Origin of the sequence: Methyloversatilis sp. XJ19-49, from assembly GCF_024580145.1 — a bacterium.
Lineage (GTDB): Bacteria > Pseudomonadota > Gammaproteobacteria > Burkholderiales > Rhodocyclaceae > Methyloversatilis.
The window spans coordinates 42,506-68,514 of the sequence record NZ_JANINI010000010.1 but is presented as its reverse complement, the minus strand read 5'-3'; the positions used below and the strand labels follow the sequence as shown (position 1 = coordinate 68,514).

The window sequence follows — 26,009 nt, the reverse complement described above, 5'->3', positions numbered from 1 at the left end:
GAGATATCAAATGAATATTCGTACCTTCGCTGCTGCCTTGTCGCTGTGCGCCCTGTCCGTCGGTCAGACCTGGGCGGCCCAGACCATCCGGATGCAGGTGGACGGTCTGGTCTGCGCCTTCTGCGGCTCGGCCATCGAGAAGAAGCTGCGCTCCAACGCCGCGACCGACGACGTGCTGGTCAGTCTGGAGCACAAGATCGTTGCACTGAGTCTCAAGGACGGGCAGGACCTTGCCGACGACCTGCTGCGCAAGCAGATCACCGACGCCGGCTATCTGGTGAAAAGCATCGAGCGCGTGCCCGACACGCTGGACAGCCTGCGCGCCGGCCTGAAGGCGCGCTGACATGGAGCCGGCGGAAAGTCTGCGCGCCACACTCGGCGCGAGCTGGCTGTCGCTGCTGACCAGCAGCTCCACCCTGGTGTGTTGCGCGCTGCCGGCACTGCTGGTGACGCTGGGCGCCGGTGCCAGCCTGGTTACGCTGACCGGTCACGTACCGCAGCTGATCTGGCTGTCGGAACACAAGGCGCTGGTATTCGGCGGGGCGGCATTGGCGCTGCTGCTGGCAGGCCTTGCGCAGTGGCGTGCCCGCTCGCTGCCCTGCCCGGCCGACCCGGTCGCCGCACGCACCTGTCAGCGGGCACGCCGGCTGTCGGCCGGCGTGTACTCGGCATCGCTTGCGCTGTACGCGATCGGCGCGTTCTTCGCCTTCGTGGCGCCGCTCTGGCTTTGACCGGCCTCAGGCGGCGCGCAGGCTGGCCAGCGCCGGTGCGCGCAGCGCCGCACGCAGGCCCAGCATGCCGGCGCCGACCACGGCCAGCGTGCTGAACAGCATGCCGCCCAGCGGCTGGACGATGGACGGCACATAAGGCAGCTGGAAGGCTTCGCGCGCCAGCACCATCGTCATCACGACCGCGCCCGCGGCGGCCAGCATGCCGGCCAGCGCGCCGAGCAGCGCGAATTCGGTCAGCAGCGATGCCCGAAGCTGACGGTTGCGCGCGCCCAGCGTGCGCAGCACTGCCAGTTCGAAGCGGCGTTCGTCATGCGTCGCCTCGATGGCCGCGAACAGCACGACCACGCCGGCCAGCAGCGCGAAGCCGAACACCACGCTGACGGCCGCCGACAACTGGTCCATCAGCGCGCGGAACTGGCGCACCACGGCATCGACGTCGATCGCCGTCAGGTTCGGGAAGCGCGCCACCAGCTCGTTGGTGAAGCCGGCCGAGGCCGCCGGCAGGTGGAAGGATGTGATGTAACTGGCCGGAAAGTCCTCCAGCACGCCGGGCGAGGCAACGACGAAGAAATTCACGTTCATCGAGTCCCAGGCCAGCTCGCGCAGGCTGTGTATCGTCGATTCGACGCGCTGGCCCGCGATGTCGAAGGCCAGCCGGTCGCCCACGCGCAACCCCAGGTCCGTCGCCAGCCCGGCTTCGACCGAAAAACCCGGCTGGTCGGCCCGCCAGGCGCCATCGACGATGCGGTTGCCGACCTGGAAGCTGTCCGACCACGACAGGTTGAATTCGCGCTCGACCAGGCGCTGCGCACGCATCGAGTCGTAGTTGTCGGGCGACGCCGGCTTGCCGTTGATGGCGGCCAGACGGGCGCGCGCCATCGGCAGAAGTTCCGGCGGTGTCAGGCCGGCGCGCGCGAATTCCTCCCGCACCGCGGTCAGCTGATCGGTCTGGATGTTCAGGATGAAGCGGTTCGGCGCATCGGCCGGCAGCCGGTTGTGCCACGCATCGAGCAGGTCGCCGCGCACGATCACCAGCAGCAGGACTGCGGTCAGCCCCAACCCGAGCGCGGCGATCTGCATGACCGACGCAGCGCGGCGTCGGGTCAGGCTGGCCAGGCCATAGCGCCAGCCGCCGGCGGTACCGCCGCGCAGTCGCGCGACGGCGGCCAGCGCGAGCCAGGCGACTGCGGCATAGATCCCGCAGGCGATGACGAACCCGCCGACCACCACCAGACCCAGCGTCACATCACCCGCCATCAGCACGATCAACGCCGACAGGCAGGCCAGACCGAAGCCGTATGCACCCCATGAAATGCGGTCGGTTTCGTCCCATTCACGGCGCAGCACGCGCAGCGTCGATACACGACGAAGGCGCAGCAGCTGCGGCCAGACGAAGCCCAGCATCAGCGTCATGCCGACTGCAAAGCCATACACCAGCGGCAGCGGTCCCGGCTGCGGCAGCTTCGTGACAAACAGCCCGGCCAGCAGCGCTTCGACGCCGAACTGGGTCACGTAACCGACCGCACACCCGGCAGCACAGGCCACGATGCCGACCAGCGCGAATTCGATCAGGAAAAGCCGGGTCAGGCGCGCCTGCGTGGCGCCCAGGCAGCGCATCACCGCACAGCCATCCAGATGCCGCTGCATGTATCGACGCGCCGACAGGCCGACCGCCACCGCGGCGAACACCACCGCCAGCATGGCAGCCAGACGCAGGAATTTCTGCGCCCGGTCGAGCGCGCCGCGCACCTCGGGCTGGGCTTCATCGACAGTTTCGATCTTTTCGCCCGCCGTCAGCGTCGGCTTGAGCCATGACGCATAGCTGCGCACGACGGCATCTTCACCCGCCAGATGCAGCCGGTAACTGATGCGGCTGCCCGGCTGGATCAGCCCGCTGGCCGGCAGGTCGGCGGCGTTGAGCATGAGTCGCGGTACGATGGCGAAGAAACTGGCGCCGCGGTCGGACTCGAACGTGAGCACCGCTGCCACCTTCAGCGTGAGCTGGCCCAGCGTCAGGGTGTCGCCGGTGCGCACGCCCAGCGCGCTGGTCGCGCGTTCGTCCAGCCACACGGTACCCGGTGCGGGCAGCGAACGGGTTTCCGCGTCCGGCGCATTGAGCGCCGGTGCAGTGCGCAGCTTGCCGCGCAGCGGGTAACCGTCGGACACCACCTTGACGCCGACCAGCTGGGCGCCATCGGCGCTCGACGCCATGCTGGTGAAGCTCCACGTATTGACGGCGCGCAGACCGCGCGAGCGCGCCTCGTCGGCATAGGCGTCCGGCACCGGGTCGCGCGAGGCGACCAGCAGATCGCCGCCGAGCAGCTGGTTGGCTTCGCTGACCACCGAACGCGAAACGCGATCCGTGAAGAAGGACACCGAGGTCAGTGCGGCCACCGCGAGCAGCAGCGCCACCAGCAGGATGCGCAGCTCGCCGGCTCGGAAATCGCGCAGCGCCATGCGCGCGGCAAACATCAGGTCAGCTTTCATCGGGTGCTTTCTGCTTTCAATTTTCCGTGCGGGTTCTTGTCATGCACAATGCGCGCCTTTCGTGTCCGGCCAGTGAGACCTTCGATGTCCGCAAACGATCTCGACAATTTCGTGACCGCCGTCGTCGCCGGCGCGCTGATTCCCGACCCGGGCACGATGTTCAACCCGTGGGGCGACCACGACCCGGTGCACGACTGCTCGCCGGACGCCCCGCAGATCCGTGCCGACCACCTGCATCGCTATCTGGCCGCCCGGCTGGGCCGCGCCCGCGTGCTGCTGATCGCCGAGGCCCCCAGTTACAGCGGCGCCAAATTCTCCGGCATGGCGATGACCAGCGAACGCGACGTGCTGGCGCGCGGTACCGACGGACATGGCGCCGATTGCTTTGATGACTATTTCGATGGGCGATTCCGGCGCACCAGCCGCGAGCTGCCGCAATTGAAGAACCGCGACGGCATGCTGGAACGCACCGCCAGCATCGTGTGGGGCGCGATGCGCGACCAACGCTGGCAGGCGCGCGACTTCGTGCTGTGGAATGCAGTCGCCTATCACCCTCACCTGCCGGACCAGCCGCTGACCAATCGCGCCCCCAGCGTGACCGAGCGGCGCGCGCTGCGGCCCCTGCTGGAACAGTTCCTCGAGCTTTTTCCGGGCGTGCCGCGACTGGCGATCGGCCGCATCTGCCAGGCCAGCCTGGCCGACATGGGCATCGACGCGCTGCCGGCGCGTCACCCCAGTTACGGCGGTGCGCCCGAATTCCGCGCGGCGGTCAGCGCGCTGCGCGAACGGCTCACTGACGGGCAAGTTTGACGAAGCGCCCGTCCGGCTGTTCGAAATTGCTGCGCCAGGGATTGATGTCCAGCCCGCCACGCCGCGTGTAGAAGGCGTTAACCGTCAGACGCTCGGGCCGGCAGCGCTGCAGCAGATCCATATAGATCCGCTCGACGCAGTGTTCGTGAAAATCGGCGTGATTGCGGAAGGACACGACATAGCGCAGCAGACCTTCGCGATCGATGCGCGGGCCGCGATAACGCACCATCAGGGTCGCCCAGTCCGGCTGCAGCGTGACCGGGCAGTTGGTCTTCAGCAGGTCGGAGCGCAGGCACTCCTCGACCGGATCACCGCCCGCGGACAGCAATGAGGGGTCCGGCTGGTAGCAGTCGAAACTCAGCTCCGGGGCATCGATCGAGTCGCCCGGCAGTGCGCTACCCTGCTCCCCGACCCGCGCCGGCAAGGCGTCGAGCGCATGCAGTTCGACCATCACACCCGACTGGCAGGCCGCCGACAGATCGGTTTCGATCAGCGCCCGCACCGCTTCGCGCGACACCATGCGCTCGTTGTTGTAGCTGTTCAGGTAGAGCTTCAGCGATTTGGACTCGACCATGCACAGGCTGTCGGCCGGAATGTCGAAGCGCCCGATCGCCACCTGCGGTTTGCCACGCGGGTCCAGCCAGGATATTTCCCACGCGTGCCAGCGATCGATGCCGGAGAACGGCAGCGGCTGGCCCTGCAACAGACCGAGCGACTGGCGCGATGCGGTGCGCTGCATCGGGAACAGCAGGCCGGCGTCGTAGCGGTCCGGATAGTCGGAGCTGCGCCCGAGCGGCGAATGCGATGGCAACTGGCGTTCGTCGTCCATCACGGCCCCATCGACTTGCGGATCAGCGCCGCTGCGTCGGTATTGCCGACCTTCAGTGCCCAGTCAACCGCCGTTTCGCCGTCGCGCCCGCGCACCCGGGCATCGGCACGCGCCGCCAGCAGCACGCGCACGGTGTCGATGTTGTTGCTGCGCGCGGCCAGCATCAATGCGGTCGCGCCATTCGGCGCCAGCGCATCGACCGGTGCGCCGCGGGCGATCAGCGCCTTCAGCGGCGCGCTGTGTCCCTGCATGGCGGCGTAATGCAGGGCCGACCAGCCCTGCGTATTGACCGGGTCGGCGCCCTTCGCCAGCAGCAGGTCGACCACTTCGGCGTGACCGTTGTATGCCGCCACCGCAAGTGCGGTTTCGCCGACCGCATTGACGGCTTCGAGTCTGGCGCGTCGGTCGAGCAGTGCCTTGACCAGATCGAGGTGACCCGCGCGCGAAGCGATGATCAGCAGCGTTTCACCGCGCGGATCGACCGAATTCACATCCAGCCCGCGATCCACGAAGGCAGACACGGTACGTGCGTCGCCCAGATTGGCGGCATTGATCAGGTCATCGTAGGCGGCGCCCAGTACGCCGCTGGTCGCCGCGAGGCAGGTGCTCAGCACCACGATGCGCAGTGTCTTCATGCCGCCACTCCGAGGCGACCGGCCAGCCGCGCGGCATCGCTGAACACGCGGAAGAAGTTGTCGCTGGTGACGCGGGCGACATCATCGAGCGACATGTCGCGCACGCGCGCAAGTTCGGCCGCCACATGCGGCACGAAGGACGGCTCGTTCATCTTGCCGCGGTAGGGCACCGGCGCGAGGTAGGGCGAATCGGTTTCGATCAGCATGGCGCGCGCCGGAATGGCTCTGGCCACATCACGCAGCGACTGCGCGTTCTTGAACGTGACGATGCCGGAAAAGGAAATGCAGAAATCCATGTCGATCGCCGCTTCGGCCACCTCCAGCGATTCGGTGAAACAGTGCATGACGCCACCGACCTCGTGCGCCTTTTCCTCGCGCATGATGGCCAGCGTGTCTTCAGCCGCCGATCGGGTGTGGATGATCAGCGGCTTGCCGCATTCGCGCGCGGCCCGGATGTGGGTGCGGAAGCGCGCGCGCTGCCACTCGAGGTCACCGGTCAGGCGGAAGTAATCCAGCCCGGTTTCGCCGATCGCCACGACGCGCGGGTGGTCGGACAGCTTCACCAGCTGCTCGACATCCGGCTCGGTCACGTCTTCATAGTCCGGATGCACGCCCAGCGAGGCGAACACATTGTCGTGCCGGCCTGCCATCGCGGTGACGCGCGGCCACTGTTCGATATTGACCGACACGCACAGCGCGTGACTGACCTGCTGCGCACGCATGTTGGCGATCAGTTCGTCCTCGCGGACGGCCAGGTCGGGAAAGTCGATGTGGCAATGGGAATCGATGAACATTGAAGAACCGGAAAGAACGTATTCGTTGGGGTCGCCCGGATCACGCCCGGGCGGCCCGGTCAAAGCGTGTGCGTCTGCCGCGTGGACGCCAGATGGCTGCCGATCACGGATTCGATCTTGGCGCGGGCCGCCTTGCTGCTGTCGTCTTCACCGAAGCGCAGGCCGATGCCCTGCTGCTTGCCTCCCTGCGCGTCCGGCGGTGTCACCCACGCGACGGTGCCCTGGATCGGCAGCTTGGCCGGATCGTCCATCAACTGGAGCAGCAGGAACACCTCGTCGCCTATCTTGTAGACGCGGTTGGTCGGCAGGAATATCCCGCCGCCCTTCAGGAAGGGCATGTAGGCGGCGTACAGCACCGATTTCGAACTGACGGCGAGTGACAGTACGCTGCGGCGGTTGCCCGACGTGACCTGCGGTTCGCTCATTCCTGTTGTCCCGGGGTCTGCTGACATCAAGTACATCAAGTTTCGCTCAGCGTGGCGCCCGGAACAACCTGGCGTAACGCAGCAGCATGTCTTCCACGAAAAGCCGGGCATTCAGCGGGTGATGCGCCAGCGCCCGGACTTTCAGCAATTCATTGTACCCACGCAGCACGGTCGCGACATCGCTGCGTTGTGCAAGCGCTTGCAACGCCGCCTGACGCGCCACGAAGACGCGTGGCGCACCGGCGGTCGACTGCATGACCAGATCGGCCATCCAGCGCTGCAGCCAGGTCACCAGCGTCGGCAGGTCGGTCAGCCCGGGCTCGCCCTTCTTGCGGCCCTGCAGCCAGCCGGCCCAGCGCGCCGCCACGTCCAGCGGTGCGTCGATGGCGAGCCTCGATACATCATCGACAAACTGGCCTTGAATTTGAGCGTCTTTTGACGCGGCGAGATCGCGTGCATGCAGCGGCGCCCCGGCACACAGCGCCAGCGCATCGGCCGCCTGCGCAATGCCCTGAGCCTTGAGCCAGGCCATCGACTGGTCGATCGGCGGCAGGTGAAAGGGCAGCAGACGGGTTCGGCTGCGTATCGTCGGCAACAGATTTCTTGGTCGATCTGAAATCAACAAAAACAATGTATTTACCGGTGGTTCTTCAAGTACCTTGAGAAGTGAATTGGCAGATTCGGACAGCATGGCTTCAGCCGGATACAGCAGCACCACGCGGTAGCCCCCCTGGTGCGATCCCACGCCGAGCCGTTCGATGACGGCGCGCACCTGCGCGATGCGGATCAGTTTCGACTTTGCCTTGCCGCCTTCGCCGTCCTCTGCGTCATCGCCCTCGCCGGCTTCGTCGTCGAGCGCTTCCGGGCGCACCGTCAGCAGGTCAGGATGATTGTCGGTCGTGATCAGCACGCAGGACGCACACGCACCACAGGCGATTTCAGCGCCTCGGGCGCGCTCGCACAACATGCGCGCAGCCAGCGCCTCGGCGAATTCGCGCTTGCCGACACCGGACGGGCCGGCCAGCAACAGCGCGTGCGGCATGCGGTCCGCGCCGGCGAGCACCTGATTCCACTGTGGCTTCAACCAATCGTAAATCATTTAATTACAGTACTTTGAAAGTATTTCTTCAAGTTGAATCGAAACAATATCCGGGCTCGTTGAAGCATCGATGACGCGAATGCGCGCGGCCTCGGCGGTGGCCCGTTCAAGATAGGCAGTCCGTACGCGGTTGAAGAAGTCGGCCTGTTCGCGCTCGAATCGATCCGGGTCGCCGCCACTCGCCGCCAGACGCTGCGCCGCAACTTCGCACGGCAGATCGAACAGCAGCGTCAGGCCCGGCTGCAGGCCGCGCTGGACCCACTGTTCCAGCACGCCGAGCCGTGCCGCATCGATGCCCCGACCGCCGCCCTGATAGGCGAAGCTGGCGTCTGTGTAACGGTCACACAACACCCACTCGCCACGCGCCAGCGCGGGCTCGATCACCTGTGCCAGATGTTCGCGACGGGCAGCAAACATCAGCAGGGCCTCGGTATCGGCATGCATGGCTTCGTGCAGCAGCAATGCGCGCAGCGATTCGCCCAGTGGCGTGCCGCCCGGCTCGCGGGTCAGCAGCACGGAATCGCCGCGCGTGCGCAACCAGTCCGCCGCGTGGACGATCTGGGTGCTCTTGCCGGCGCCATCCATGCCTTCGAAAGTGATGAAACGGTGTGTCTGCATCTGTAGGGCGGCCTCGCCTTCGTTCATCCGGGTTGCGTTCATTTGCGCTCACTCTTCGCCGGACGACGCTGAAAGCGGTCGACGGCTCGGTTGTGTTCTGCCAGCGTGCGCGAAAACTCGCTGCTGCCGTCGCCGCGTGCGACGAAGTAATAGTAGGGGCTGGGCGCCGGATTGAGGGCGGCATCGATCGCCGCCCGGCCGGGCAGTGCGATCGGCGTTGGCGGCAAGCCGCCCCGGGTATAGGTGTTGTACGGCGTGTCTGCACGCAGATGGGCGCGAGTGAGATTGCCGTCGAAGCGCTCGCCCAGACCATAGATCACGGTCGGATCGGTCTGCAGCGGCATGCCGACGCGCAGCCGATTGACGAACACCGAGGCGATCATCGGCCGGTCGGTGGCGGTACCGGTTTCCTTTTCGATGATGGACGCCATGATCAGCGCGTCCTGCGGCGAGCGATAAGGCAGATCGGCCGTGCGGTTCTGCCACGCCTGCGCAAGCTGGGCCTGCATCGCGTGATGGGCACGTCTGAGCACCGAAAGATCACTGTCGCCCCTGGCGAACAGATAGGTGTCGGGGAAAAACCAGCCTTCGGCGAAGGGCGCATCGCTGCCGATGCGGGCAAGCAGCTGCGCGTCATCCAGCGCCGCCGCCTCCTGCAGCAGATCCGGGTGCGCCGCCAGCGCCGCGCGTGCCTGACGCCAGGTCCAGCCTTCGATCAGGCGCACCTCGCGCAGCGTCACGTCGCCGCGCGTCATCATTTCGAGCAGTTCGACTGGCGTCAGCCCGCTGCGAAAGGCATAGCTGCCGGCCTGCAGCTTCGTGCCGTCGACGGCCACCCGCCCGATCAGCCCCATCAGGGCCGGCTCGACCGGCACACCGGCTGCGGCAATCTGACGCGTCGCCTGACGCAGGGCCGTTCCGGGGCGCAGTGTGAATTCGACCGCCTCGCCGTCCCAGACCAGCGGACGCTGGGCATACCAGGCCAATGCAGCGACGGCGGCAAGCGCGGCGACCAGCGCAAGCAGGGCGAGACGGACGAGAACACGGATCATGCGGGAAAGGCGTTTGGCGGGCGGCGCAGCACGCCGGGTCGCATATGTTAACCTCTCCGACGTGGTCGCCGACCTTCAGCATCAACTGTCTGACTTCCGTTTCCGCATACCATGACCTTCACCGATCTTCTCCCGGCCGGCACAGTGGCCAACGATGGCCAGTTTCCGGCCATGCAGGATGCCGCCGCCGAAATGCGCGCGGCGCACGACGCCACCGTGCTCGTTCCGCTGAGCCACCTGTCGCGTCTGCACGCCGACGGCGAGGACGCCTCGGCCTTCCTGCACAACCTGCTGACGCAGGACGTCAAGGGCCTGCCGGCCGACACCGCGCGGCTCGCCGGCTTCTGCAGTGCGAAGGGACGCCTGCTGGCCGCATTCACGATCTGGCGCGAGGGCAGTGCCGTGGTCGTGCAGTTGCCGACAGCGCTGGCCGAACCGATGCGCAGGAAGCTGTCGATGTATGTGCTGCGCTCGAAAGTGACGCTTTCGGACAGTAGCGCAGCGCGGCCGGCACTCGGACTGGCCGGCGGCAACGCCGTCGCCGCCCTGCATGCCGCCGGCCTGCCGGTGCCTGCAGACGTCATGACCGCGGCGAGCGCCGACGACGTGACGGTGCTCAGGCTGGCCGAGGACAGATTCGAAATCGTGCTGCCGGCAGAACGCCTCGCATCGCTCTGGCGCGCGCTGTCGGCGCACGCAACGCCTGCCGGCACCCCGGTCTGGCGGCGTTTCGACATCCGCGACGGTCTCGTCAGCGTGTGGCCCGAAACGCAGGAGTCCTTCGTGCCGCAGATGGTGAATTTCGAGCTGACCGGCGGCGTGAATTTCAAGAAGGGCTGCTATCCGGGGCAGGAAATCGTCGCCCGTACCCAGTATCTGGGCAAGCTCAAGCGACGCATGTACCGCGCGCAGGCCGACTGCCTGCCCCCGCCGGCCGGTACACCGGTGTATGGCGCCGACACGAACGATCAGGCCTGCGGCGAAGTGGTCGATGCGGTCGCCCATCCGGATGGCGGCTGTGAACTGCTGGCCGTGATCCAGATGTCGAGCACGACCGCCGGCGCTGTCAAGCTGGCCAGCCCGGATGGCGCCGCGCTGACGCTGCTGCCGATGCCCTACTCGCTGGGCGAGTGATGACCGTGCGCATCGACTACTTCGTCTATTACCGCATTGAAGCCGGGCGCGAAGCCGAACTGCTGGCGGCGCTGGCCACCATGCAGGCCTCGCTGCACGCGGCGACCGGCATCGCGGGCCGGGTGCGACGCCGGCTCGACGACCCGTCGACCTGGATGGAAAGCTACGAAGGTGTCGGCGACCAGTACGAATTCGAGATTGAACTCGGCAGTCATGCGTTCCGCCATGGGCTGTACGAACTGCTGGCCGAAGGCAGCCGGCGCCACCTCGAACGCTTCCGCGCACCCGGATGAGCCGCCGGACATCTCCGTCATGTGCCTGATCGCGCTGGGCTGGCGAATGCGGCCCGACATGCCGCTGCTGGTCATTGCCAATCGCGACGAATTTCATCGACGGCCGACGGCACCGCTGGCCTTCTGGCCGGATGCGCCGGACGTTCTGGCCGGGCGCGACCTGCAATCCGGCGGCACCTGGATGGGTGTCACCCGTGATGGCCGCTTTGCTGCACTGACCAATTTCCGCGATCCGTCCGCGCAGCGCCCGGACGCCCGCTCGCGCGGCCTGCTGGTGTCCGGTTTCCTGACCGGCCGGGCCGGCGCGGCCGATTACGCAGACGCGCTGCGTCGCGACGGCGGCGACTACAACGGCTTCAATCTGCTGCTGTGCGATGGCCACTCGCTGATATGGATCGGTCACCCGGGCGACGGCGCGCTCGACGTCCGGACACTCGAACCCGGTCTGCACGCCGTGTCCAATCATCTGCCGGGCACGCCCTGGCCCAAGCTGATCCGGGCACGCGACGGCCTTTCAAGGATGCTGGGCGCACCGGAGGCGGACGAGGCGCCGGCGTTCCCTTCGCTCACTGACAAGGCTTTCACCCTGCTCGCCGACGCTACACCGGCCGACGACGCCGACCTGCCTGACACCGGCGTCGGCATCGAGTGGGAACGGCGGCTGTCGCCGGTTTTCATCAGCGGCGACGAGTACGGCACACGATCTGGCACGCTGCTGCAACTGACCGATCGCCACCTGTGTGTCGAAGAGCGCCGCTATGGCTGCAGCGGCAGGTATCAGGGTGCATCGCGCTTCAATCTGCACCGTTGAAGGCGGGTAACGCCTCAATTCGTGCGTGTGCAATCAAGTTTTGTCTTCACAATGTCGAAAATGCACATTGTCGTGATCGTGTCCCCGCTTCAAGTCCTTGCCCAATGATTGCCGCACCCCTGCCCCCAGGAGAAGCAGAACGACTGGCCGCGCTGAACGCCACAGCGCTGCTCGACACGCCTGCCGAACCGTCGTTCGATGACCTGACGCGTCTGGCGTCGCACATCTGCGGCACGCCAATGGCCATAATCAGTCTGGTCGACAAGGATCGGCAATGGTTCAAGTCGCGCATTGGCGTCACCGCTTCCGAGACACCACGCGACGTGGCCTTCTGCGCCCATGCCATCCTGGGTTCCGACGTGTTCGTGGTCGGAGATGCCCGGGACGACGAGCGCTTCCATGACAATCCCCTGGTGACCGGGGCACTGGGCTTGCGTTTCTATGCCGGCGCTCCGCTCGACATCGGCGCCGGACAACGGATCGGCACCCTGTGCGTGCTGGACGTGGTACCGCGCACACTCGATGCTGCACAGCGCGACGCGCTCAACGTGCTGGCGCGTCAGGTCGTCGCGCAGATCAGGTTGCGCGAAAAGGTGATTGCACTGCAGGAAGCCACCGCACGCCAGTCGCTGTTCGAGCAGCAGTTGCAGCGCTTCAACGAGGAAATGCAGACGCTGGTTGCCCTGCGCACGCGCGAACTGCAGCAGGCGCGCGATCGGGCGGAACTGTATTTCGACGTCGCCGGCAACATGATGGTGGTCACCGATCTGACTGGCCGGATCGAGCGCGCCAACTGCCGCACCGGCGAGGTATTGCGCCGACCGAGCAGCTCGCTGCGCGGCGAAGACTGGTTCGACCTGTGCTTCCCGGCGCCGGAACGTCCCGCTGCGCGTGCGTTCTTCACCGGCCTGATCGACGCCGGAAGCAACAGTTCGCGTCGTTTCCACGGTCGGGTGATGACCTCGGACGGACAGTTCCGCACGGTGGCATGGCACACCACGCGGCTGATCGATGAACGCGGCGTCGGCATCGGTCTGCTCGGCATGGGTGAAGACATCACGGACCGGCTCGAAGCGGAAGAGCATCTGCGCCGGACGCTGGACGAACTCGAGCGCAGCAACATGGGGCTGCAGCAGTTCGTGCACGTCGCCTCACACGACCTGCGCGAGCCGATCAACTCCATCCTCAATTTCGCCAAGCTGCTGGCGCGCGACCGGCATGAGGCGGACAGCGAGCGTATCGACCGCTACATCGATTTCATCCTGCGCGGCGGAGAACGCCTGCGCACGCTGGTCAATGACCTGCTTTCCTTCGTACGCATCGACAACAGCGAAGCACGCCTTGACCGCGTGGACCTGAACGAGAGCATCGAAGACACCCGGCAGGTACTGTCCGATGCGATCGAAAAAGCCGGTGCCACGCTGCATGTCGCACCGCTGCCTACCGTGCTCGGCGACCGCACCCTGCTCGGCCTGCTGCTGCAGAACCTGGTCAGCAATGCGCTGAAGTTCAAGCGGCCGGGCGAGGCGCCGTTCATCCGCATCTGTTCCGAATCGGATGAACACGAGCTGCGCATCCGGGTGATCGACAACGGCATCGGCATTGCAGAGGGCTTTCACGAGAAGATTTTCGGCGTGTTCCAGCGCCTGCATGCGCGTTCGGAGTTCGAAGGCACCGGTCTGGGCCTTGCGTTGAGCCGGCGCATTGCCGACATGCACGGTGCGCGGCTTTACGTGGAGTCGGAAGAAGGCCGCGGCAGCTGTTTCGTGCTCGCGTTGCCCCTGTCGGCCTGCCTGCCCACCACGCCGTCACGGATGGCTGCCGCATGACCGGGCCATCGCTGCGCACCATCATGCTGATCGACGACAGCGAAGCCGACAATTTCTTTCACGGCCTGCTGCTGGAACGATCCGGTCTGGCGTTGCGCGTGAAGGTATTCGAGTGGGCGGAGAAGGCGCTCGCGTGGTTTGCCGACAACCCGGGTCACGATGTCGATCTCGTGCTGCTCGACATCAACATGCCGCGCATGGACGGTTTCGAGTTTCTCGACCACTTTCATCTGCTGCCCGACGAGCACAAGGGCGACGCGCGCATCTGCATGCTCAGTTCGTCACCGCTGGACCACGAACGCGAGCGCGCACTGGGTTACCCGCGGGTCGAGGATTTCATCGTGAAGCCGCTGGAAGACGAAACGCTGCCTCAACTGATCAGGGCGCGCACCATCCGCTGATGCGCGATGCCGACTTCGTCGAACGGCGGCCCCTCGGCGGTGAAACCTGCCTTTTCGTAGAATCCGGTGGCGTGGATCTGGGCGTGCAGTTGCAGCAAGGGCATGCCGACCTGCTGCGCCGAGTCGATCAGCGCATCGAGAATGGCCCGGCCGATGCCCTGACCGCGCCAGGCCACCCGCACCGCCATGCGCCCGATGTGTCCGTCCGGCAGCAGGCGTCCGCAGGCCACCGGCGCGCCGTCGATGCAGGCCAGTGCATGGCGGCTGGTCGCGTCATCGGCGTCCCACTCCAGTTCGGCCGGAATGCCCTGTTCAAGGATGAACACCGCCTCGCGCACCGTCCGGAGTGCCGGCTCAAGTGACATCCAGTCGCCGACGACGACGGTGAGAGCGCTCAATCGCGGATATCCACCGGCGTGCCTGCCGGCACCAGTTCGAACAGTTCGATGATGTCGCGATTGCGCATGCGTACGCAGCCGATCGACCCGGGCACACCCATTTCGGCCGTATCCGGACTGCCGTGCAGATAGATGAAGCGGCGCATCGTATCGACCTCGCCCAGGCGGTTGAAGCCCGGCTCGCAACCGGACAGCCAGAGGATGCGGGTCAGAATCCAGTCGCGGCCGGGATGACTTGCCGCGAGCTCGGGCGACCAGCATTCGCCGGTCGGGCGGCGCCGCACGAAAACGGTATTGGACGGCGAACCACCACCTATGCGCGCGCGGATGATGTGGCGTCCGCGCGGTGTGCAGTAGCTGCCGCGCTGCTCACCACTGCCATTGCGCGCCGTTGACACGCGGTAGCGACGGATCAGCACATCACGATCGTCGTACAGCTGCATCCACTGCGTGGGAATGTCGAGCGCCAGGCGCATCAGGCGGTATCGGTGCGACGCCGGCGGGCGGCGAAGAAATCGCTGAGCAGACGGCCGCATTCCGCTTCGAGCAGACCGGATTCGACCGTCGCATGGTGATTCAGACGCGCTTCTGCAAACAGGTCGGTCACGCTGCCGCAGGCACCGGTCTTGAGATCGCGCGCACCGAACACCACGCGCGCGATGCGCGCATGCTGGATCGCGCCGCTGCACATGGCACAGGGTTCGAGCGTCACGTAAAGCGTGCAGCCCGGCATGCGGTAATTGCCAAGGGCCTGGCCGGCTGCCCGCAACGCCATCACTTCGGCGTGCGCCGTCGGGTCGTGCGCCATGATGGGGCGGTTGTAGCCACGACCGACGATCTCGCCGTCGCACACGACGACGGCACCGACCGGTACCTCACCCAGCGCACCGGCCTCGCGCGCGAGCGCGAGCGCTTCGTTCATGAACGCGAGATCGGTATCGGTACCGCTCATGAACTTCGCCGACCCGGTCTCAGCTGGCGCGTGGCTCGGCCACCCGCACGCCGAAGCGCAGCATCGAATCGACGCCGATGATCAGGATGAGCGCGCTGATGAACAGCACCATGCCGGCAAAGCCGTGCAGGAAGCCCTGCCCAGCCTCGTCGCCGAAGTGGTACGTGATCAGCGTGAGCACGATGACCCGGATGACGTTGGCGCAGAACGAGATCGGCACGATCAGGATGGCCAGCGTGATGTTGCGGCTCAGCGAATCGTGCTTCACCAGATTGAGGTAGAGCAGGCCGAGCGCTTCCAGCGTGAACAGCGAATGCAGACCGGCGCAGGCATCAGCAACCAGCAACTGGTACTGGCCGATGACGAGGATGACGCCGGTGCGTGCGATCGGGTAACCCAGCGCGTACAGCAGATGTTCGGCCGCCCACGACACCGCCATCTTCATCGGCTGCGTGATGGTGTCGACCAGCACACCGGGCAGCGGAATCATGAACAGCATGAAGAACAGCGGAAACCACAGCCTGAGCAGCGTAGACTTGCCGAAGAACACCAGCAGCAGGCCGGCCAGCAACGGAATCAGCGAGCCGATTTCGAAGATCAGAATGTCCTGCGAACGCCCCAGCGCGTAGAGCAGCAGCGCAAACACCAGTACCGGCCAGCCCAGCGCTGGCGCCGGTGCGTACTCGATGCTGTCGGCGATTTCGTTCCACTTGGTGTACAGCAGCCAGAGGGCAACGGCGAGCACGATCGGGCCGTGCGCGTTCTCGTCGGTGGCCCATATGCCGTTGAACAGGTCGTGGAAACTCGGCCCGTACATGGCCGCCATGCCTGCGATGACGATCCAGAATGGCGCCCAGCCCGCAGAGAGGGCATGCAGGCCGAGCCGCATCGAAGACTGGGAGGACATGGACGGTAGATTCACGGACGGTAAAGCCTTTCGACCGGGTACATCAGCAGGGCTCGTTCATCACCGAGCCCACGAGGGTGGCACTCGCGGTGACCAGCTCGTCAGCCAGACGGTGCAGGCGCGACGCGCGGCTCACGTTCTTGCGCGCCACCATCAGCGCGCCACTGGCACGCACGGCGATGGTCTGCGCATCGGCGTATTCGGCGCCTGCTGGCGTATCGATCAGGATCACGTCGAAATCCTTCGCCAGCTGGCCAAGCAGCTGGCTGAACATCGGTCGCGACAGCAGTTCCTGCGGATTCGGCGGCACCGCACCCGCCGGCATGACGCACAGGTCAAGCAGCGCAGGCACGCGCTGCACGGCTTCCGGACCACCGCGTCCGGCCAGCGTTTCCGACAGGCCGAGCCGGTTGCTGACGGAAAACATCGTGTGCTGGCGCGGATTGCGCATGTCGGCGTCGATCAGCAGCGTACGCTCGCCGAGCTGCGAAAAGACCACGGCCAGATTGGCGGCGATGAAGCTGCGCCCTTCGCCGCGTTCCGGGCTGACGATGGCCAGCGTCTTGCGCTCGGCTTCGGCATCGAACCAGCGCAGCATCAGCTGGCTGCGCAGCGCGCGCAACTCTTCGACCTGGTGCGTGAAGGGACGGTAAGCCGCAACAACCTCGTCGCTGACACTGCTTTCGCCGGCTTGCAGGAAGGGATAGTCGAACTGACGCGACAGCGCGAACTGGATGTCGGATTCCTTCAGCAGACCGAGTGAAATCGCCGCGTCGCCAAAGCGCAGGCCACCGTCGCGCTGCGCGCGCAGGATGCGTTCGGCACCATCCGGGCTGAGCCGGCCGGCGTCTATCAGGATGGCGCCGATGGCCCGGCCGGAGCCGGTGTCGAGGGAAGTGGATGCATTCATTCCAGAGTGTCCTTCAGGCGGCGGCTGCGCGGGCGCGCTTGGCGCCCTTGCCGAATTTGGCGGTCGAGATCAGACCCAGTACGGGCACCCCGAGAAGCTGCTGCAGGTCATCGTCACCGCGGATGCGCTGGTCGAGCAGTTCGAGCAGCAGCACGGTGCCCACAGCCAGCAGTACGCCGAGGAATACGGCGACCAGCGTGTTCAGCAGCAGGTTCGGGCTGGAATGTTCCAGCGGCGGCGTGGCCGGCGTCAGCACGACGATATTGGTCTGCGTGGTCTGACTTTCCAGGCTGGTCTGCGTGAAGCGCTGCGCCACCGCATCGTAGGCGCGCTGCGCACTTTCGACTTCGCGCTGGAGCACCGCCAGATCGTCACGCTGCTTCTTCAGTTCCAGAACCTTGTCCTTCTGCGCCGCCAGAGATGCCTTGACCTCTGCTTCCCGCTGCACGTTCACCCGGTTGCTGGTGCCCAGCGTGCTGGCGACCTTCTTCATTTCAGCTTCCAGCTTGGCACGCAGAGAATCAACCTCTCCCTGTGCGCGCTGGTATTCCGGGTGATTGCGCCCGAAGCGCTGGCTGGCGTCGGTCATGCGCGCCTCGCCGCGCGCAAGCTCGGACTTGAGCCCGATGATGAGCGAATTCTGCTGCACTTCCGGCAGCGTTTCGATCTGCGACTGGCTGACCTGTGCCTGGCGTGACGCGCTGTCGCTGCGCTGCGCCTGGATCGCCGTGTATTGGCTCGAAAGTTCGGCCAGACGGGCATTTTCTATGTCGAGCCGCTCGTCGGTGTTCACGATGCCGCTTTCCTTCTGGAACTCCGACAGCTTGGTCTGCGCCTTTTCGAGCTCTTCGCGCAACGACTTCGACTGGCTGGAGAACCATGCGGCGTACTGCTTGGCCGGCTCGATCTTCAGTTCGAGATTGGTATCGATGTAGGCCTGGGCAAAAGCATTCGCCACGGCCGCCGAGAACGCCGGATCCTGACCGGAAAAGGCGATCGACAGCACGTTCGATTCACGCGACGGGCGCACGTCGAGCTTCTTTTTCAACAGCTCGGCGAAGTAGGCATCGATCGAGCCCCTGCCATCGGTCGCCTCGCGCCACTGTTCGACCGCCTGCGCACTCTTTTCGAAACCGAGCACGCGCACGACGCGCTGTGCAACGCGGTCCGAGGTCACGATGTCGATCTGCGTCGCCATGTAACCCGGCGACACCAGCCCCGGCAGCGTGACGCCGAGAATGGGGTCCGGCGACTTGACGTCGATCAGCACCGACGCCGCCGACTCGTACTGCTTGGGCAGAACGAGACTCACCGCCACGGTCGTTGCAACAACCACGAAAAGCACGGCCAGCCCGACCAGCCACCGTGCGCGAAGAATCAGAAGAAACTGCTGAAAAGTCATGAATTCGTCCGATCAGAAAAGGCTTTCGCGCACATACACGACATCATCACTCTGCAGTGGCAACGCCATTTCGGGTTCCATCGTATCAACCTGGCCCGATGCGTTGCGGCGATGCAGCCGGATACGCTTGTCGGTACCGCGCAGCGTGATGCCGCCACCCTGGGCAAGCGCCTGCATGACCGACATGCCCCGCTCAAGGCGATAGGCTCCGGGGCGATTCACCTCGCCGTAGATGTAGAACACGGGCGCGCGATGCACATAGAGCATGTCACCGCCCTGCACGGCGATGTCCGACTTCATGCCGTCCGGCTGAAACAGCGAAGGCACATCGATTTCCATGCGGAACGGCTGGTCATTGCGCGTACCGACCAGCGTGACGACGTCTGCGCCATTGACCGACGCACCACCGGCGGTCGCAAGGATGTCGGTTACGGTCGTGCCGGCGATCTCGATCGGGTAGCGCCCCGGGCGATTGACCTGTCCGAGCACCGAAACCTGATTGCCGCGGATCTGCAGCACCAGCACGTTGACCTGAGGCTTCAGCACGAAGCCGCCTTCGCGCAGCTTGTCGGCGATCAGCTTCTCGGTTGCGGGAAGCGTGAGGCCGCCGACGTTGACCGCGCCGATCAGCGGATAGGTGATGCTGCCGTTCTCGGTGACCCGCGTTTCGACGGTGAGATCGGGATTCTGGAACACGGTCACCCGGACCACGTCGCCGGATCCCAGCGCATATTCACGGGCATCGACCGCATGGGCCATCGGCAGCAGGAGTGCGCTGAACCAGAATGCACACAGCAGGCGCAAAAACTTCGTCATGGTGGACCTATCCAGGTGATGAAGGTGACTGAAGCCCTCCGCAGGAGGGCCGGAAAACGCGGCCGGACGTCGTCCTACTTGAGACCCGACAGGCCCTTGTCCACCGCGGTGCCAGCCTCCGGCGACACTGCCGAAGGCGTTTCCGTCGCCGATACCGGCGCAGCGGGCGCCGCCGGCACATCGGCTGGCGCACTGAATTCACCGAGGTACTCGATCTTGCCCGAGTCACGCAGCTTCTTGACCTCGGCCTTCGCCACTTCGGTCTTGCGCTGGTTGAACAGGAACTGTTCGATCACCGGTTGCGCCGCCTTCTCGTCGACAGGCACGCTGCGCGACGCCGCCACTTCAAGCAGCAGTATCGTGTTTCCGGACCGTACGATGCCGACCTGGCCATCGTTGAGCTTGTGGATGTTCTTGACCATTTCCAGCGGCAGCTGCTCGGCCGGCTTGGTCACCGCATTGGCAGTGAAGCGTACATTCTCGGAGCGCAGCCACTCGGCAACCTGCTGCATGTTGCGCGGTTCCGCCATGTATTGCTGCAGCTTCGGCATGAATTCCGGGCCGGCCTGGATCGCAAGCTCGCGCAGGCTGAAGATGCGCCGTTCGGAAAACAGTTCGGGATGTTCGGCGTAGTAGGCGCTGATCTCGGACTCGGTCGGCTTGGGCGCGACCGCTGAAACCTGTTCGAGATAGGCGCGGGAGAGTACTTCGCGCTTGGCGGCTTCGATCGCCTGCAGGGTTTTCGGGTCGCGGTCGAGCTTCTTGTCGATCGCCTGCTGGACAAGCAACTCCTGATCGATCAGCCGTTCCAGCACCTGTCTGCTCGCTGCCTTGGCCTGTTCGGGACTGCTCACATTGGTGCGCTGCATGACCTGATTGATCTGATGCACCGACACTTCGCCGCTGTTGACCTTCGCTGCGACCTGGGTGGCGACCTTCTTGTCACCGCTCTCTCCGCCGCACGCCGCCAGCATTGCCGTCGCCAGAATTGAAAGAACGAGTGCTCGACCTGCGTGGTGTGACATGTTGTCCCCGAAAAATTTGTTGCGGATTTGTGACACTTAGGTCGATTGCCAAGATAGCCCAAGTCCTCAAGCATTAACAGTACCCGCGCAGTGTTACGGCGCCATTGCGTGAAATGTTTCCGTAATGGAGCGGACTCCGGATGTGTGTTTGCACAATGTTTCAGGTTCAGACGCGTGCGCCGGTTGCCATTCGGTCCCGCGGCGTGCGCGATCAGGCAGGTGTGGCGGGTGTGGCGGCACAGGCTAGAATCGGCGCTGATATCGCATCCGGTTTCACCATGTCCATTCCAGCCGATTCCTTTCTCAGCGCCCTGCAGGTTTTCGCGGCCCATGAACGCATGGATCCGCTGATGCTGCTGTGCAAACTTACCGAAGAATGCGGCGAACTGGCCGAGGCCGTGCTGGTCGAGCGCGGTTTCAAGCCGCACAAGACGCTGGAACCGGAAGCTGCCATCGCCGAAGCGGCTGACGTGCTGTTGTGCATGTTGCTGGTTCTGAGCCGGCTTTACCCGGGACTGGCACCCGAACAGCTGGCCGCCCGGCTGTCGCAGCAGGCCGACCACAAACTCGCGCGCTACATCGCGCGCCAGCCCGCACCGCGGGCCTGACCGACCATGCCGGTTTTTGAACTCAGTGCCTTGCTGGTCATCGGAGGCTTGATATGGTTGTGGCTGGACAGCCTCAGCGCCCGCGAAATCGGCATGGAGGCGAGCCGCGCCGCCTGCCACGCCGACGGCGTGCAGCTGCTTGACGACACGGTGGCCATCCGCAAGGCGTGGCTCGCACGCGACGACAACGGACAGATGCGCATCCAGCGCACCTACGGCTTCGAATACAGCGATGACGGTACACGGCGCCGGCAGGGGTCCGTCACCCTGATCGGCAAGCGGGTCGTGGCGCTGTACATCGCACCTCACATCATCTGACACGTACGACCTCAAACCGCCCGAGCGCACCCGCCTGCCCATGACATTCATACTGGATTTCGCCTCGCCCAGCCGGCTGCCCCGGCGTCTGGTGTTCGGCCCCCCGGTGGAGATCGTGCGTGCCGAAACGCCCGCTGCCGTCAGGCCGGCGCTGCAGCGGGTTGCGCAGGCTGCGCGCGACGGTCTGCATGCGACGGGTTTCGTGGCGTACGAGGCCGCCCCGGCGTTCGACCGCGCCGCCCGCGTATTGCCGGGCAATACATTGCCGCTGGTGTGGTTCGGCCTGCACGAGGCGCCGCTCGATGCGCCGCCCCATGCGCCCGCCGCCTTTTCGGTTTCCGAGTGGACGCTGGACACCCCGCGCGAGCGCTACGAACAGTGCATCGAGGCCATCCATGCCGCGATCCGGCGCGGCGACGCCTACCAGATGAACTACACCATCCGCGCGCTGGCCTCGTTCGAGGGCGATGCGCGGGCTTTCTACGAGCGTCTGCGCGTCGCCCAGCAGGCTGACTTCTGCGCTTACGCCGACATCGGCAGCCACCGAATCCTGTCAGCCTCGCCCGAACTGTTCTTTTCCTGGCAGGACGGCGTGCTCACCACTCGACCGATGAAAGGCACGGCACGGCGCGGCCAGTTGCCGCGCGAGGACGCTGAACTGGCGCGCTGGCTGCGTGACTCGGAAAAGAACCGCGCCGAAAACCTGATGATCGTGGACCTGCTGCGCAACGACCTGTCGCGGCTGTCGATGCCCGGCGGCGTTCAGGTGCCGCATCTGTTCTCGATCGAGAACTACCCGACCGTGCTGCAGATGACATCCACCATCACCGCGCGCACGCGCCCTGAAGTGACGCTCGAGGATGTGTTCGCCGCGCTGTTTCCGTGCGGTTCGATCACCGGCGCGCCCAAGCTCAAGGCGATGGACATCATTTCAGACCTCGAAACCACACCGCGCGAGGTCTATTGCGGCGCGATCGGCCATATCGCGCCGGGCGGTGCTGCCCGGTTCAACGTCGCGATCCGCACCGTCACGCTCGATGCGGCCAGCGGCCGCATGTGCTGCGGTCTGGGCGGCGGCATCACATGGGATTCGGTGGCGGCCGACGAGTACGAGGAAGTGCGCACCAAGAGCCGTTTCCTGTCCCGGGCCGCGCGGGATTTCGAGCTGCTCGAAACCTTGCTGCTTGAAGACGGCCAGTACGGGCTGCTGGAACGACACCTGTCGCGGCTTGCCGCGTCGGCGCGCTTCTTCGGCTTCGACGCCCCCGATGCGGCCCGCGCGGCACTCGAGGCCCATGCGCTGCGCCACCCGACGGGCCGCTTCCGCGTGCGCCTGCTGTATGGCGCCGATGGCGCCGTGCGGCTCGACAGCACGGCCGCCGGCAGCGCCGACACGCGTGCCTGCAGCGTGCGTCTGGCGGTCGAACCCGTGTCGCGCGCCGAACCTTTTCTGTATCACAAGACAACCCGGCGCTCGGTCTATGACGCCCACTTCTCGCACTGTGCCGGCTCCGCGTTCGATGTACTGCTGTGGAACGACGCCGGCGAACTGACCGAGTTCACACGCGGCAATCTGGTGCTCGATATCGATGGCGAACAACTGACGCCCCCCGTATCCAGCGGCCTGCTCGATGGCACCTTGCGGCGCGATCTGGTCGACAGCGGCGTGCTGCGCGAACAGGTGCTGACGCGCGACGATCTCGCCCGTGCGCAACAGATGTGGTTCATCAACAGCGTACGCGGCTGGATACCCGTCAATCTCGACGAGAGCCCGGCCGACACCACACCGGTGCCGGTGCCCGCCTACGCAGACCCGTTCGCCGGTGACCGTGACGCGGGCTGAGTCAGCGTTGCGACGCCTGTTCCTGCTGGCCCTGACGCCGCTGTTCGTCGGCTGCAACGGCAGTTTCTCGCCGCACTACTACTGGCAGGCGGCCAGCGGACAGTTCGAACTGTGGCGACTGGCCAGACCGGTCGGACAGATCGGTGCCGACCCTGCCACACCGCAGACCTTGCGCGAAAGGCTTGCGCTGGCGGTCGAGATCCGCGACTGGGCCAGCCGCGAAATGGCGCTGCCGGACAATGGCAGCTACCGTCGTTACGCCGATCTGGGTCGGCCCTACGTCGTGTGGAACGTGTTTGCCGCCGATCCGCTGTCGGTGCAGCCGGCCCAGTCCTGCTTCCCCATCGCGGGCTGCGTCAGCTACCGCGGTTTCTTCGGCGAAGCCGACGCGCGGGCCTACGCCGAGGCACGCCGCGCTGAAGGGCTTGACGTGCATGTCGGTGGCGTACCGGCCTACTCCACACTCGGCTGGTTCGACGATCCGCTGCTGAACACCTTCATGCACTACCCGGAAATCGAACTGGTGCGGCTCATCGTGCATGAGCTGTCGCATCAGATCGTCTATGTGCGCGACGACACCGAGTTCAACGAATCCTTTGCCAGTGCGGTGGAAGAGGAAGGTGTCCGACGCTGGATGATGCGCCCGGGCAAGCACGCACTGCGCGCAGGTTTCGAACGCAACCAGCGCATCCGCGCCGATTTCGCCGCACTGGTATTGAAGTACCGGGAAGCGCTCGATGAGGTCTATCGGTCGCCGTCGAGCGACGCCGAAAAACGCCGTGAAAAGGCGCGCCTGATCGGGGCGCTCGGCGATGAATACGCCGCGGTGCGCGAACGCGACTGGGGTGGCTTTCGCGGCTACGACCGCTGGTTCGCCCAGGACATCAACAATGCCACCCTCGCGTCGATCGGCCTGTACAGCGCGGCCAAGCCTGCCTTCACGCGGCTGATCGATGCGTCTCCCGACCTGCCTGCGGTCTGGGCGACCTTGCGCGAGCTGGCCGCATTGCCGCGCGACGAACGGCGCGCCCGCCTCGATCTGCCACCGGCAAAGGAACCGACCCGATGAACATCGATGACGCACGCTACCTGCAGGCGCTGATCCGCACCATTCCCGACTTCCCGTCGCCCGGCATACAGTTCCGCGACGTGATGCCGCTGCTGGCCGATGCGCACGGTTTCTCGCTGGCACTCGAGGCCCTGGCCGAAGGCGTCGCGCCGCACAGCATCGATCTGGTCGCCGCCATCGAAGCAAGGGGATTCCTGCTCGGCGGCGCCGTCGCGCAGCGGCTCGGCTGCGGTCTGCTGCCGGTACGCAAGCCGGGGAAACTTCCCGGTCCGAACCACGGCATCGATTACGCGCTGGAATACGGCAGCGACCGGCTGGAAATGCAGGTCGGCGCGGTGAAGCCGGGCGCGCGGGTACTGGTGATCGACGACCTGATCGCCACCGGCGGAACGGCGCTGGCCTGCGGTGAATTGATTGGCCAGGCGGGCGGCAAGGTCGCCGCCTTCCGCTTCCTGATCGACCTGCCCGATCTCGGTGGCACAGCCCGGCTTGCCGCGCAGGGCTGGGACGCGCGGGCGCTGCTGCGCTACTGAAGGGCGTTCAGAAAACGTACTGCAGCGACGCGGACACGCTGCGCACGCGGTACTGGAAGAACTGGTTGCTCGACTCGCGCTCGTCGCGGCGCACTTCGACATTGGCCGACAGGTTGCGCTCGATCGCCCACGTTGCGCCGAGACTGTAGGTGGTCAGATCTTCCTGACGCGGCGTGCCGTCAAACCCGAGTGCGGTGAAGAATGTATCGCCTTCGCCGTCGCGTGCCACCCATTGCGCCCGCCCATCTACCCGGAGCTTGCCGGTGGCCTGCCAGATCGGCGCGATGGAATAGGTGGTGGTGCGGAAATAGCTGGAAAAGTTGTCATCGAGCGCCGAAATCTGCCGCTCGGCCTGGAAATTCACGGCCGTATGCCCGGTTGGCTGCCACTCCCAGCCGACCCGGCCGTAGACATCGTCGTAATCGCGCTGCGGCACATTTTCGTGCTCCCGCTTCGACTGGCCGATGGCGCCCGACAAGCGCGAGTGGCCGACCGGCTGCCAGCGCACACGCAACTCGATGTCCTTCTGCGAGTACGAATTGGTCTGGTTGAAGATCGGCAGGCGCTGCGGATAGTCGCCGTCGGTACGCCGGCCCAGCAGCTCGAATGCCGTGCCGCCGCGCGTCGTGTAGCGCACACCGGCTTCCATCCGGTCGATGTCAACGTCGTTGCGGCGCCGGATTGCCGTGCTGTTGCGCCGGGTGTCCTTGCCCACGCCGCCGAACAGCGACCAGTAGGCGTCGATCTTGTACGCGCCGTCGAAACGCAGCGTTTCCGCATCAATGATGTTCTTGGCGAGCACAGTCGAACGGAAGTCGCCGAAGCCGCCCAGAGATTTGCGGTTGGTGTAGCGCAGGTTGCCCGAGAAATCGCTGCCGACCTGCATCTGCCAGCCGGCGGCGATGTTCTGGCCCTCGTAGTCGAGCAGCGTCAGGTCGTTGTAACGCACGGCCGATTGCGAGGCGCTCGCGGTCAGGCGCTGGCGGCCGATCATCTTGTCGGCAGTGAAGCCGAGGGTGGCGGTCCAGCTTTGGTCGCCGCGCGGCGTGTTCGAACCGAAAGACGTCGGCTCCAGACCGTCCGGCAGATAGAACACGTTGTCCTGATACTGCCATGCAGCGGACGTCACGAGACTGAATACATCACCCTCCCCGGCAGACGCGCACAGCGGGAAGATCACGATCAGCAGGCACTGCAGCGAGCGCGGAAGAAGCGAAAAGTTATTGTTCATTGCACTAAAATAGTATGGCTGCAGACTGTGACGCTTTCCTTGCCGACGC

Annotated in this window: 30 protein-coding genes; 13 read left to right on the top strand and 17 right to left on the bottom strand. The window is 65.5% G+C overall.

Annotated elements, in window-relative coordinates:
- Positions 1 to 10: 10 nt before the first annotated feature.
- Positions 11 to 343, top strand: a complete 333-nt coding sequence (locus NMQ16_RS12935; RefSeq protein ID WP_257081155.1) for a heavy-metal-associated domain-containing protein — start codon at positions 11 to 13, stop codon at positions 341 to 343.
- A 1-nt stretch (position 344) separates the two neighbouring features.
- Positions 345 to 731, top strand: coding sequence for a hypothetical protein (locus tag NMQ16_RS12930; protein ID WP_257081154.1), 387 nt, complete (start codon positions 345 to 347; stop codon positions 729 to 731).
- 6 nt (positions 732 to 737) lie between these two features.
- Here the strand turns inward: NMQ16_RS12930 and NMQ16_RS12925 are convergent, their stop codons facing one another.
- Positions 738 to 3,218: an ABC transporter permease gene (locus NMQ16_RS12925; protein ID WP_257081153.1), complete on the bottom strand. Its 2,481-nt coding sequence runs from the start codon at positions 3,216 to 3,218 to the stop codon at positions 738 to 740.
- Between the two features lie 84 nt (positions 3,219 to 3,302).
- Between NMQ16_RS12925 and NMQ16_RS12920 the strand changes: the two genes are divergently transcribed.
- Entirely contained in the window at positions 3,303 to 4,028 is a 726-nt protein-coding gene (locus tag NMQ16_RS12920) for a uracil-DNA glycosylase (protein WP_257081152.1), read from the top strand.
- On the opposite strand, the gene queF is transcribed toward NMQ16_RS12920, so the two are convergent.
- The 7 genes from queF to mltG are packed head-to-tail and all read right to left on the bottom strand — an operon-like array spanning position 4,009 to position 9,480.
- Positions 4,009 to 4,857: an NADPH-dependent 7-cyano-7-deazaguanine reductase QueF gene (gene queF, locus NMQ16_RS12915; RefSeq protein ID WP_257081151.1), complete on the bottom strand. Its 849-nt coding sequence runs from the start codon at positions 4,855 to 4,857 to the stop codon at positions 4,009 to 4,011. The two genes, NMQ16_RS12920 and queF, sit on opposite strands and share 20 nt — an antisense overlap.
- On the bottom strand, positions 4,857 to 5,492 hold the full coding sequence (locus NMQ16_RS12910) for an ankyrin repeat domain-containing protein (protein ID WP_257081150.1): 636 nt from the start codon (positions 5,490 to 5,492) through the stop codon (positions 4,857 to 4,859). The genes queF and NMQ16_RS12910 overlap by 1 nt, the downstream gene beginning before the upstream one ends.
- A complete protein-coding gene (locus tag NMQ16_RS12905) occupies positions 5,489 to 6,286 on the bottom strand; it encodes a TatD family hydrolase (protein ID WP_257081149.1) in 798 nt (265 codons plus the stop codon). Before NMQ16_RS12905 ends, NMQ16_RS12910 begins: the two co-directional genes overlap by 4 nt.
- 59 nt (positions 6,287 to 6,345) lie before the next feature.
- Positions 6,346 to 6,711, bottom strand: a complete 366-nt coding sequence (locus NMQ16_RS12900; RefSeq protein ID WP_069037618.1) for a PilZ domain-containing protein — start codon at positions 6,709 to 6,711, stop codon at positions 6,346 to 6,348.
- A 46-nt stretch (positions 6,712 to 6,757) separates the two neighbouring features.
- Positions 6,758 to 7,810, bottom strand: a complete 1,053-nt coding sequence (gene holB / locus NMQ16_RS12895; protein ID WP_257081147.1) for a DNA polymerase III subunit delta' — start codon at positions 7,808 to 7,810, stop codon at positions 6,758 to 6,760.
- The gene (tmk, locus tag NMQ16_RS12890) at positions 7,811 to 8,428 is read right to left on the bottom strand and encodes a dTMP kinase (RefSeq protein ID WP_257081299.1); all 618 of its coding nucleotides are present in this window, start codon (positions 8,426 to 8,428) and stop codon (positions 7,811 to 7,813) included.
- Between the two features lie 38 nt (positions 8,429 to 8,466).
- Entirely contained in the window at positions 8,467 to 9,480 is a 1,014-nt protein-coding gene (gene mltG, locus NMQ16_RS12885; protein WP_257081146.1) for an endolytic transglycosylase MltG, read from the bottom strand.
- Positions 9,481 to 9,591: 111 nt separating this feature from the next.
- Between mltG and NMQ16_RS12880 the strand changes: the two genes are divergently transcribed.
- From NMQ16_RS12880 to NMQ16_RS12860, 5 genes are all read left to right on the top strand, one after another.
- Positions 9,592 to 10,614 carry a folate-binding protein YgfZ gene (locus tag NMQ16_RS12880; RefSeq protein WP_257081145.1) on the top strand — a complete coding sequence of 341 codons (1,023 nt, stop codon included), beginning with the start codon at positions 9,592 to 9,594 and terminating at the stop codon, positions 10,612 to 10,614.
- Positions 10,614 to 10,907 carry a DUF4936 family protein gene (locus tag NMQ16_RS12875; protein ID WP_257081144.1) on the top strand — a complete coding sequence of 98 codons (294 nt, stop codon included), beginning with the start codon at positions 10,614 to 10,616 and terminating at the stop codon, positions 10,905 to 10,907. Before NMQ16_RS12880 ends, NMQ16_RS12875 begins: the two co-directional genes overlap by 1 nt.
- A gap of 19 nt (positions 10,908 to 10,926) precedes the next feature.
- Positions 10,927 to 11,718 (top strand): NRDE family protein, encoded by a 792-nt coding sequence (locus NMQ16_RS12870; RefSeq protein ID WP_257081143.1) that lies wholly within the window; start codon positions 10,927 to 10,929, stop codon positions 11,716 to 11,718.
- A 104-nt stretch (positions 11,719 to 11,822) separates the two neighbouring features.
- Positions 11,823 to 13,547 (top strand): ATP-binding protein, encoded by a 1,725-nt coding sequence (locus tag NMQ16_RS12865; RefSeq protein ID WP_257081142.1) that lies wholly within the window; start codon positions 11,823 to 11,825, stop codon positions 13,545 to 13,547.
- Positions 13,544 to 13,948, top strand: coding sequence for a two-component system response regulator (locus NMQ16_RS12860; protein WP_257081140.1), 405 nt, complete (start codon positions 13,544 to 13,546; stop codon positions 13,946 to 13,948). The genes NMQ16_RS12865 and NMQ16_RS12860 overlap by 4 nt, the downstream gene beginning before the upstream one ends.
- Here the strand turns inward: NMQ16_RS12860 and NMQ16_RS12855 are convergent.
- The 8 genes from NMQ16_RS12855 to NMQ16_RS12820 form a co-directional block, all read right to left on the bottom strand.
- Positions 13,918 to 14,346 carry a GNAT family N-acetyltransferase gene (locus NMQ16_RS12855; RefSeq protein WP_257081139.1) on the bottom strand — a complete coding sequence of 143 codons (429 nt, stop codon included), beginning with the start codon at positions 14,344 to 14,346 and terminating at the stop codon, positions 13,918 to 13,920. The genes NMQ16_RS12860 and NMQ16_RS12855 overlap by 31 nt on opposite strands.
- A complete protein-coding gene (locus tag NMQ16_RS12850) occupies positions 14,343 to 14,822 on the bottom strand; it encodes a L,D-transpeptidase (RefSeq protein ID WP_257081138.1) in 480 nt (159 codons plus the stop codon). Before NMQ16_RS12850 ends, NMQ16_RS12855 begins: the two co-directional genes overlap by 4 nt.
- Positions 14,822 to 15,298: a tRNA adenosine(34) deaminase TadA gene (gene tadA, locus NMQ16_RS12845; RefSeq protein WP_257081137.1), complete on the bottom strand. Its 477-nt coding sequence runs from the start codon at positions 15,296 to 15,298 to the stop codon at positions 14,822 to 14,824. The genes NMQ16_RS12850 and tadA overlap by 1 nt, the downstream gene beginning before the upstream one ends.
- Before the next feature lie 19 nt (positions 15,299 to 15,317).
- A complete protein-coding gene (gene xrtB, locus NMQ16_RS12840; RefSeq protein WP_257081298.1) occupies positions 15,318 to 16,187 on the bottom strand; it encodes an exosortase B in 870 nt (289 codons plus the stop codon).
- A 61-nt stretch (positions 16,188 to 16,248) separates the two neighbouring features.
- The gene (gene epsG, locus NMQ16_RS12835; protein WP_257081136.1) at positions 16,249 to 17,115 is read right to left on the bottom strand and encodes a chain length determinant protein tyrosine kinase EpsG; all 867 of its coding nucleotides are present in this window, start codon (positions 17,113 to 17,115) and stop codon (positions 16,249 to 16,251) included.
- Between the two features lie 13 nt (positions 17,116 to 17,128).
- Positions 17,129 to 18,517, bottom strand: a complete 1,389-nt coding sequence (gene epsF / locus NMQ16_RS12830; protein ID WP_257081135.1) for a chain length determinant protein EpsF — start codon at positions 18,515 to 18,517, stop codon at positions 17,129 to 17,131.
- A 12-nt stretch (positions 18,518 to 18,529) separates the two neighbouring features.
- A complete protein-coding gene (gene epsE / locus NMQ16_RS12825) occupies positions 18,530 to 19,333 on the bottom strand; it encodes a polysaccharide export protein EpsE (protein ID WP_257081134.1) in 804 nt (267 codons plus the stop codon).
- Between the two features lie 74 nt (positions 19,334 to 19,407).
- Complete coding sequence (locus NMQ16_RS12820) at positions 19,408 to 20,358, bottom strand: EpsD family peptidyl-prolyl cis-trans isomerase (RefSeq protein ID WP_257081133.1); 951 nt, start codon at positions 20,356 to 20,358, stop codon at positions 19,408 to 19,410.
- Between the two features lie 278 nt (positions 20,359 to 20,636).
- Between NMQ16_RS12820 and NMQ16_RS12815 the strand changes: the two genes are divergently transcribed.
- Genes NMQ16_RS12815 through NMQ16_RS12795 form a run of 5 tightly spaced genes read left to right on the top strand, consistent with a single transcriptional unit; the run spans position 20,637 to position 24,729 of the window.
- Positions 20,637 to 20,966 (top strand): hypothetical protein, encoded by a 330-nt coding sequence (locus NMQ16_RS12815; protein ID WP_257081132.1) that lies wholly within the window; start codon positions 20,637 to 20,639, stop codon positions 20,964 to 20,966.
- Positions 20,967 to 20,972: 6 nt separating this feature from the next.
- Positions 20,973 to 21,284, top strand: a complete 312-nt coding sequence (locus NMQ16_RS12810) for a DUF3301 domain-containing protein (RefSeq protein ID WP_069037634.1) — start codon at positions 20,973 to 20,975, stop codon at positions 21,282 to 21,284.
- A 40-nt stretch (positions 21,285 to 21,324) separates the two neighbouring features.
- On the top strand, positions 21,325 to 23,127 hold the full coding sequence (gene pabB, locus NMQ16_RS12805; RefSeq protein ID WP_257081131.1) for an aminodeoxychorismate synthase component I: 1,803 nt from the start codon (positions 21,325 to 21,327) through the stop codon (positions 23,125 to 23,127).
- 7 nt (positions 23,128 to 23,134) lie between these two features.
- The gene (locus NMQ16_RS12800) at positions 23,135 to 24,196 is read left to right on the top strand and encodes an aminopeptidase (protein WP_257081130.1); all 1,062 of its coding nucleotides are present in this window, start codon (positions 23,135 to 23,137) and stop codon (positions 24,194 to 24,196) included.
- Positions 24,193 to 24,729 (top strand): adenine phosphoribosyltransferase, encoded by a 537-nt coding sequence (locus NMQ16_RS12795; RefSeq protein ID WP_257081129.1) that lies wholly within the window; start codon positions 24,193 to 24,195, stop codon positions 24,727 to 24,729. Before NMQ16_RS12800 ends, NMQ16_RS12795 begins: the two co-directional genes overlap by 4 nt.
- A gap of 7 nt (positions 24,730 to 24,736) precedes the next feature.
- On the opposite strand, the gene epsL is transcribed toward NMQ16_RS12795, so the two are convergent.
- The gene (gene epsL, locus NMQ16_RS12790; RefSeq protein WP_257081128.1) at positions 24,737 to 25,960 is read right to left on the bottom strand and encodes an XrtB/PEP-CTERM-associated polysaccharide biosynthesis outer membrane protein EpsL; all 1,224 of its coding nucleotides are present in this window, start codon (positions 25,958 to 25,960) and stop codon (positions 24,737 to 24,739) included.
- Between the last annotated feature and the right edge of the window lie 49 nt (positions 25,961 to 26,009).

Coding starts and splice junctions, on each gene's coding strand:
- NMQ16_RS12935 (WP_257081155.1), top strand. CDS start 11: ATGAATATTCGTACCTTCGCTGCTGCCTTGTCGCTGTGCGCCCTGTCC.
- NMQ16_RS12930 (WP_257081154.1), top strand. CDS start 345: ATGGAGCCGGCGGAAAGTCTGCGCGCCACACTCGGCGCGAGCTGGCTG.
- NMQ16_RS12925 (WP_257081153.1), bottom strand. CDS start 3,218: ATGAAAGCTGACCTGATGTTTGCCGCGCGCATGGCGCTGCGCGATTTC.
- NMQ16_RS12920 (WP_257081152.1), top strand. CDS start 3,303: ATGTCCGCAAACGATCTCGACAATTTCGTGACCGCCGTCGTCGCCGGC.
- queF (WP_257081151.1), bottom strand. CDS start 4,857: ATGGACGACGAACGCCAGTTGCCATCGCATTCGCCGCTCGGGCGCAGC.
- NMQ16_RS12910 (WP_257081150.1), bottom strand. CDS start 5,492: ATGAAGACACTGCGCATCGTGGTGCTGAGCACCTGCCTCGCGGCGACC.
- NMQ16_RS12905 (WP_257081149.1), bottom strand. CDS start 6,286: ATGTTCATCGATTCCCATTGCCACATCGACTTTCCCGACCTGGCCGTC.
- NMQ16_RS12900 (WP_069037618.1), bottom strand. CDS start 6,711: ATGAGCGAACCGCAGGTCACGTCGGGCAACCGCCGCAGCGTACTGTCA.
- holB (WP_257081147.1), bottom strand. CDS start 7,810: ATGATTTACGATTGGTTGAAGCCACAGTGGAATCAGGTGCTCGCCGGC.
- tmk (WP_257081299.1), bottom strand. CDS start 8,428: ATGCAGACACACCGTTTCATCACTTTCGAAGGCATGGATGGCGCCGGC.
- mltG (WP_257081146.1), bottom strand. CDS start 9,480: ATGATCCGTGTTCTCGTCCGTCTCGCCCTGCTTGCGCTGGTCGCCGCG.
- NMQ16_RS12880 (WP_257081145.1), top strand. CDS start 9,592: ATGACCTTCACCGATCTTCTCCCGGCCGGCACAGTGGCCAACGATGGC.
- NMQ16_RS12875 (WP_257081144.1), top strand. CDS start 10,614: ATGACCGTGCGCATCGACTACTTCGTCTATTACCGCATTGAAGCCGGG.
- NMQ16_RS12870 (WP_257081143.1), top strand. CDS start 10,927: ATGTGCCTGATCGCGCTGGGCTGGCGAATGCGGCCCGACATGCCGCTG.
- NMQ16_RS12865 (WP_257081142.1), top strand. CDS start 11,823: ATGATTGCCGCACCCCTGCCCCCAGGAGAAGCAGAACGACTGGCCGCG.
- NMQ16_RS12860 (WP_257081140.1), top strand. CDS start 13,544: ATGACCGGGCCATCGCTGCGCACCATCATGCTGATCGACGACAGCGAA.
- NMQ16_RS12850 (WP_257081138.1), bottom strand. CDS start 14,822: ATGCGCCTGGCGCTCGACATTCCCACGCAGTGGATGCAGCTGTACGAC.
- tadA (WP_257081137.1), bottom strand. CDS start 15,298: ATGAGCGGTACCGATACCGATCTCGCGTTCATGAACGAAGCGCTCGCG.
- xrtB (WP_257081298.1), bottom strand. CDS start 16,187: ATGCGGCTCGGCCTGCATGCCCTCTCTGCGGGCTGGGCGCCATTCTGG.
- epsG (WP_257081136.1), bottom strand. CDS start 17,115: ATGAATGCATCCACTTCCCTCGACACCGGCTCCGGCCGGGCCATCGGC.
- epsF (WP_257081135.1), bottom strand. CDS start 18,517: ATGACTTTTCAGCAGTTTCTTCTGATTCTTCGCGCACGGTGGCTGGTC.
- epsE (WP_257081134.1), bottom strand. CDS start 19,333: ATGACGAAGTTTTTGCGCCTGCTGTGTGCATTCTGGTTCAGCGCACTC.
- NMQ16_RS12820 (WP_257081133.1), bottom strand. CDS start 20,358: ATGTCACACCACGCAGGTCGAGCACTCGTTCTTTCAATTCTGGCGACG.
- NMQ16_RS12815 (WP_257081132.1), top strand. CDS start 20,637: ATGTCCATTCCAGCCGATTCCTTTCTCAGCGCCCTGCAGGTTTTCGCG.
- NMQ16_RS12810 (WP_069037634.1), top strand. CDS start 20,973: ATGCCGGTTTTTGAACTCAGTGCCTTGCTGGTCATCGGAGGCTTGATA.
- pabB (WP_257081131.1), top strand. CDS start 21,325: ATGACATTCATACTGGATTTCGCCTCGCCCAGCCGGCTGCCCCGGCGT.
- NMQ16_RS12795 (WP_257081129.1), top strand. CDS start 24,193: ATGAACATCGATGACGCACGCTACCTGCAGGCGCTGATCCGCACCATT.
- epsL (WP_257081128.1), bottom strand. CDS start 25,960: ATGAACAATAACTTTTCGCTTCTTCCGCGCTCGCTGCAGTGCCTGCTG.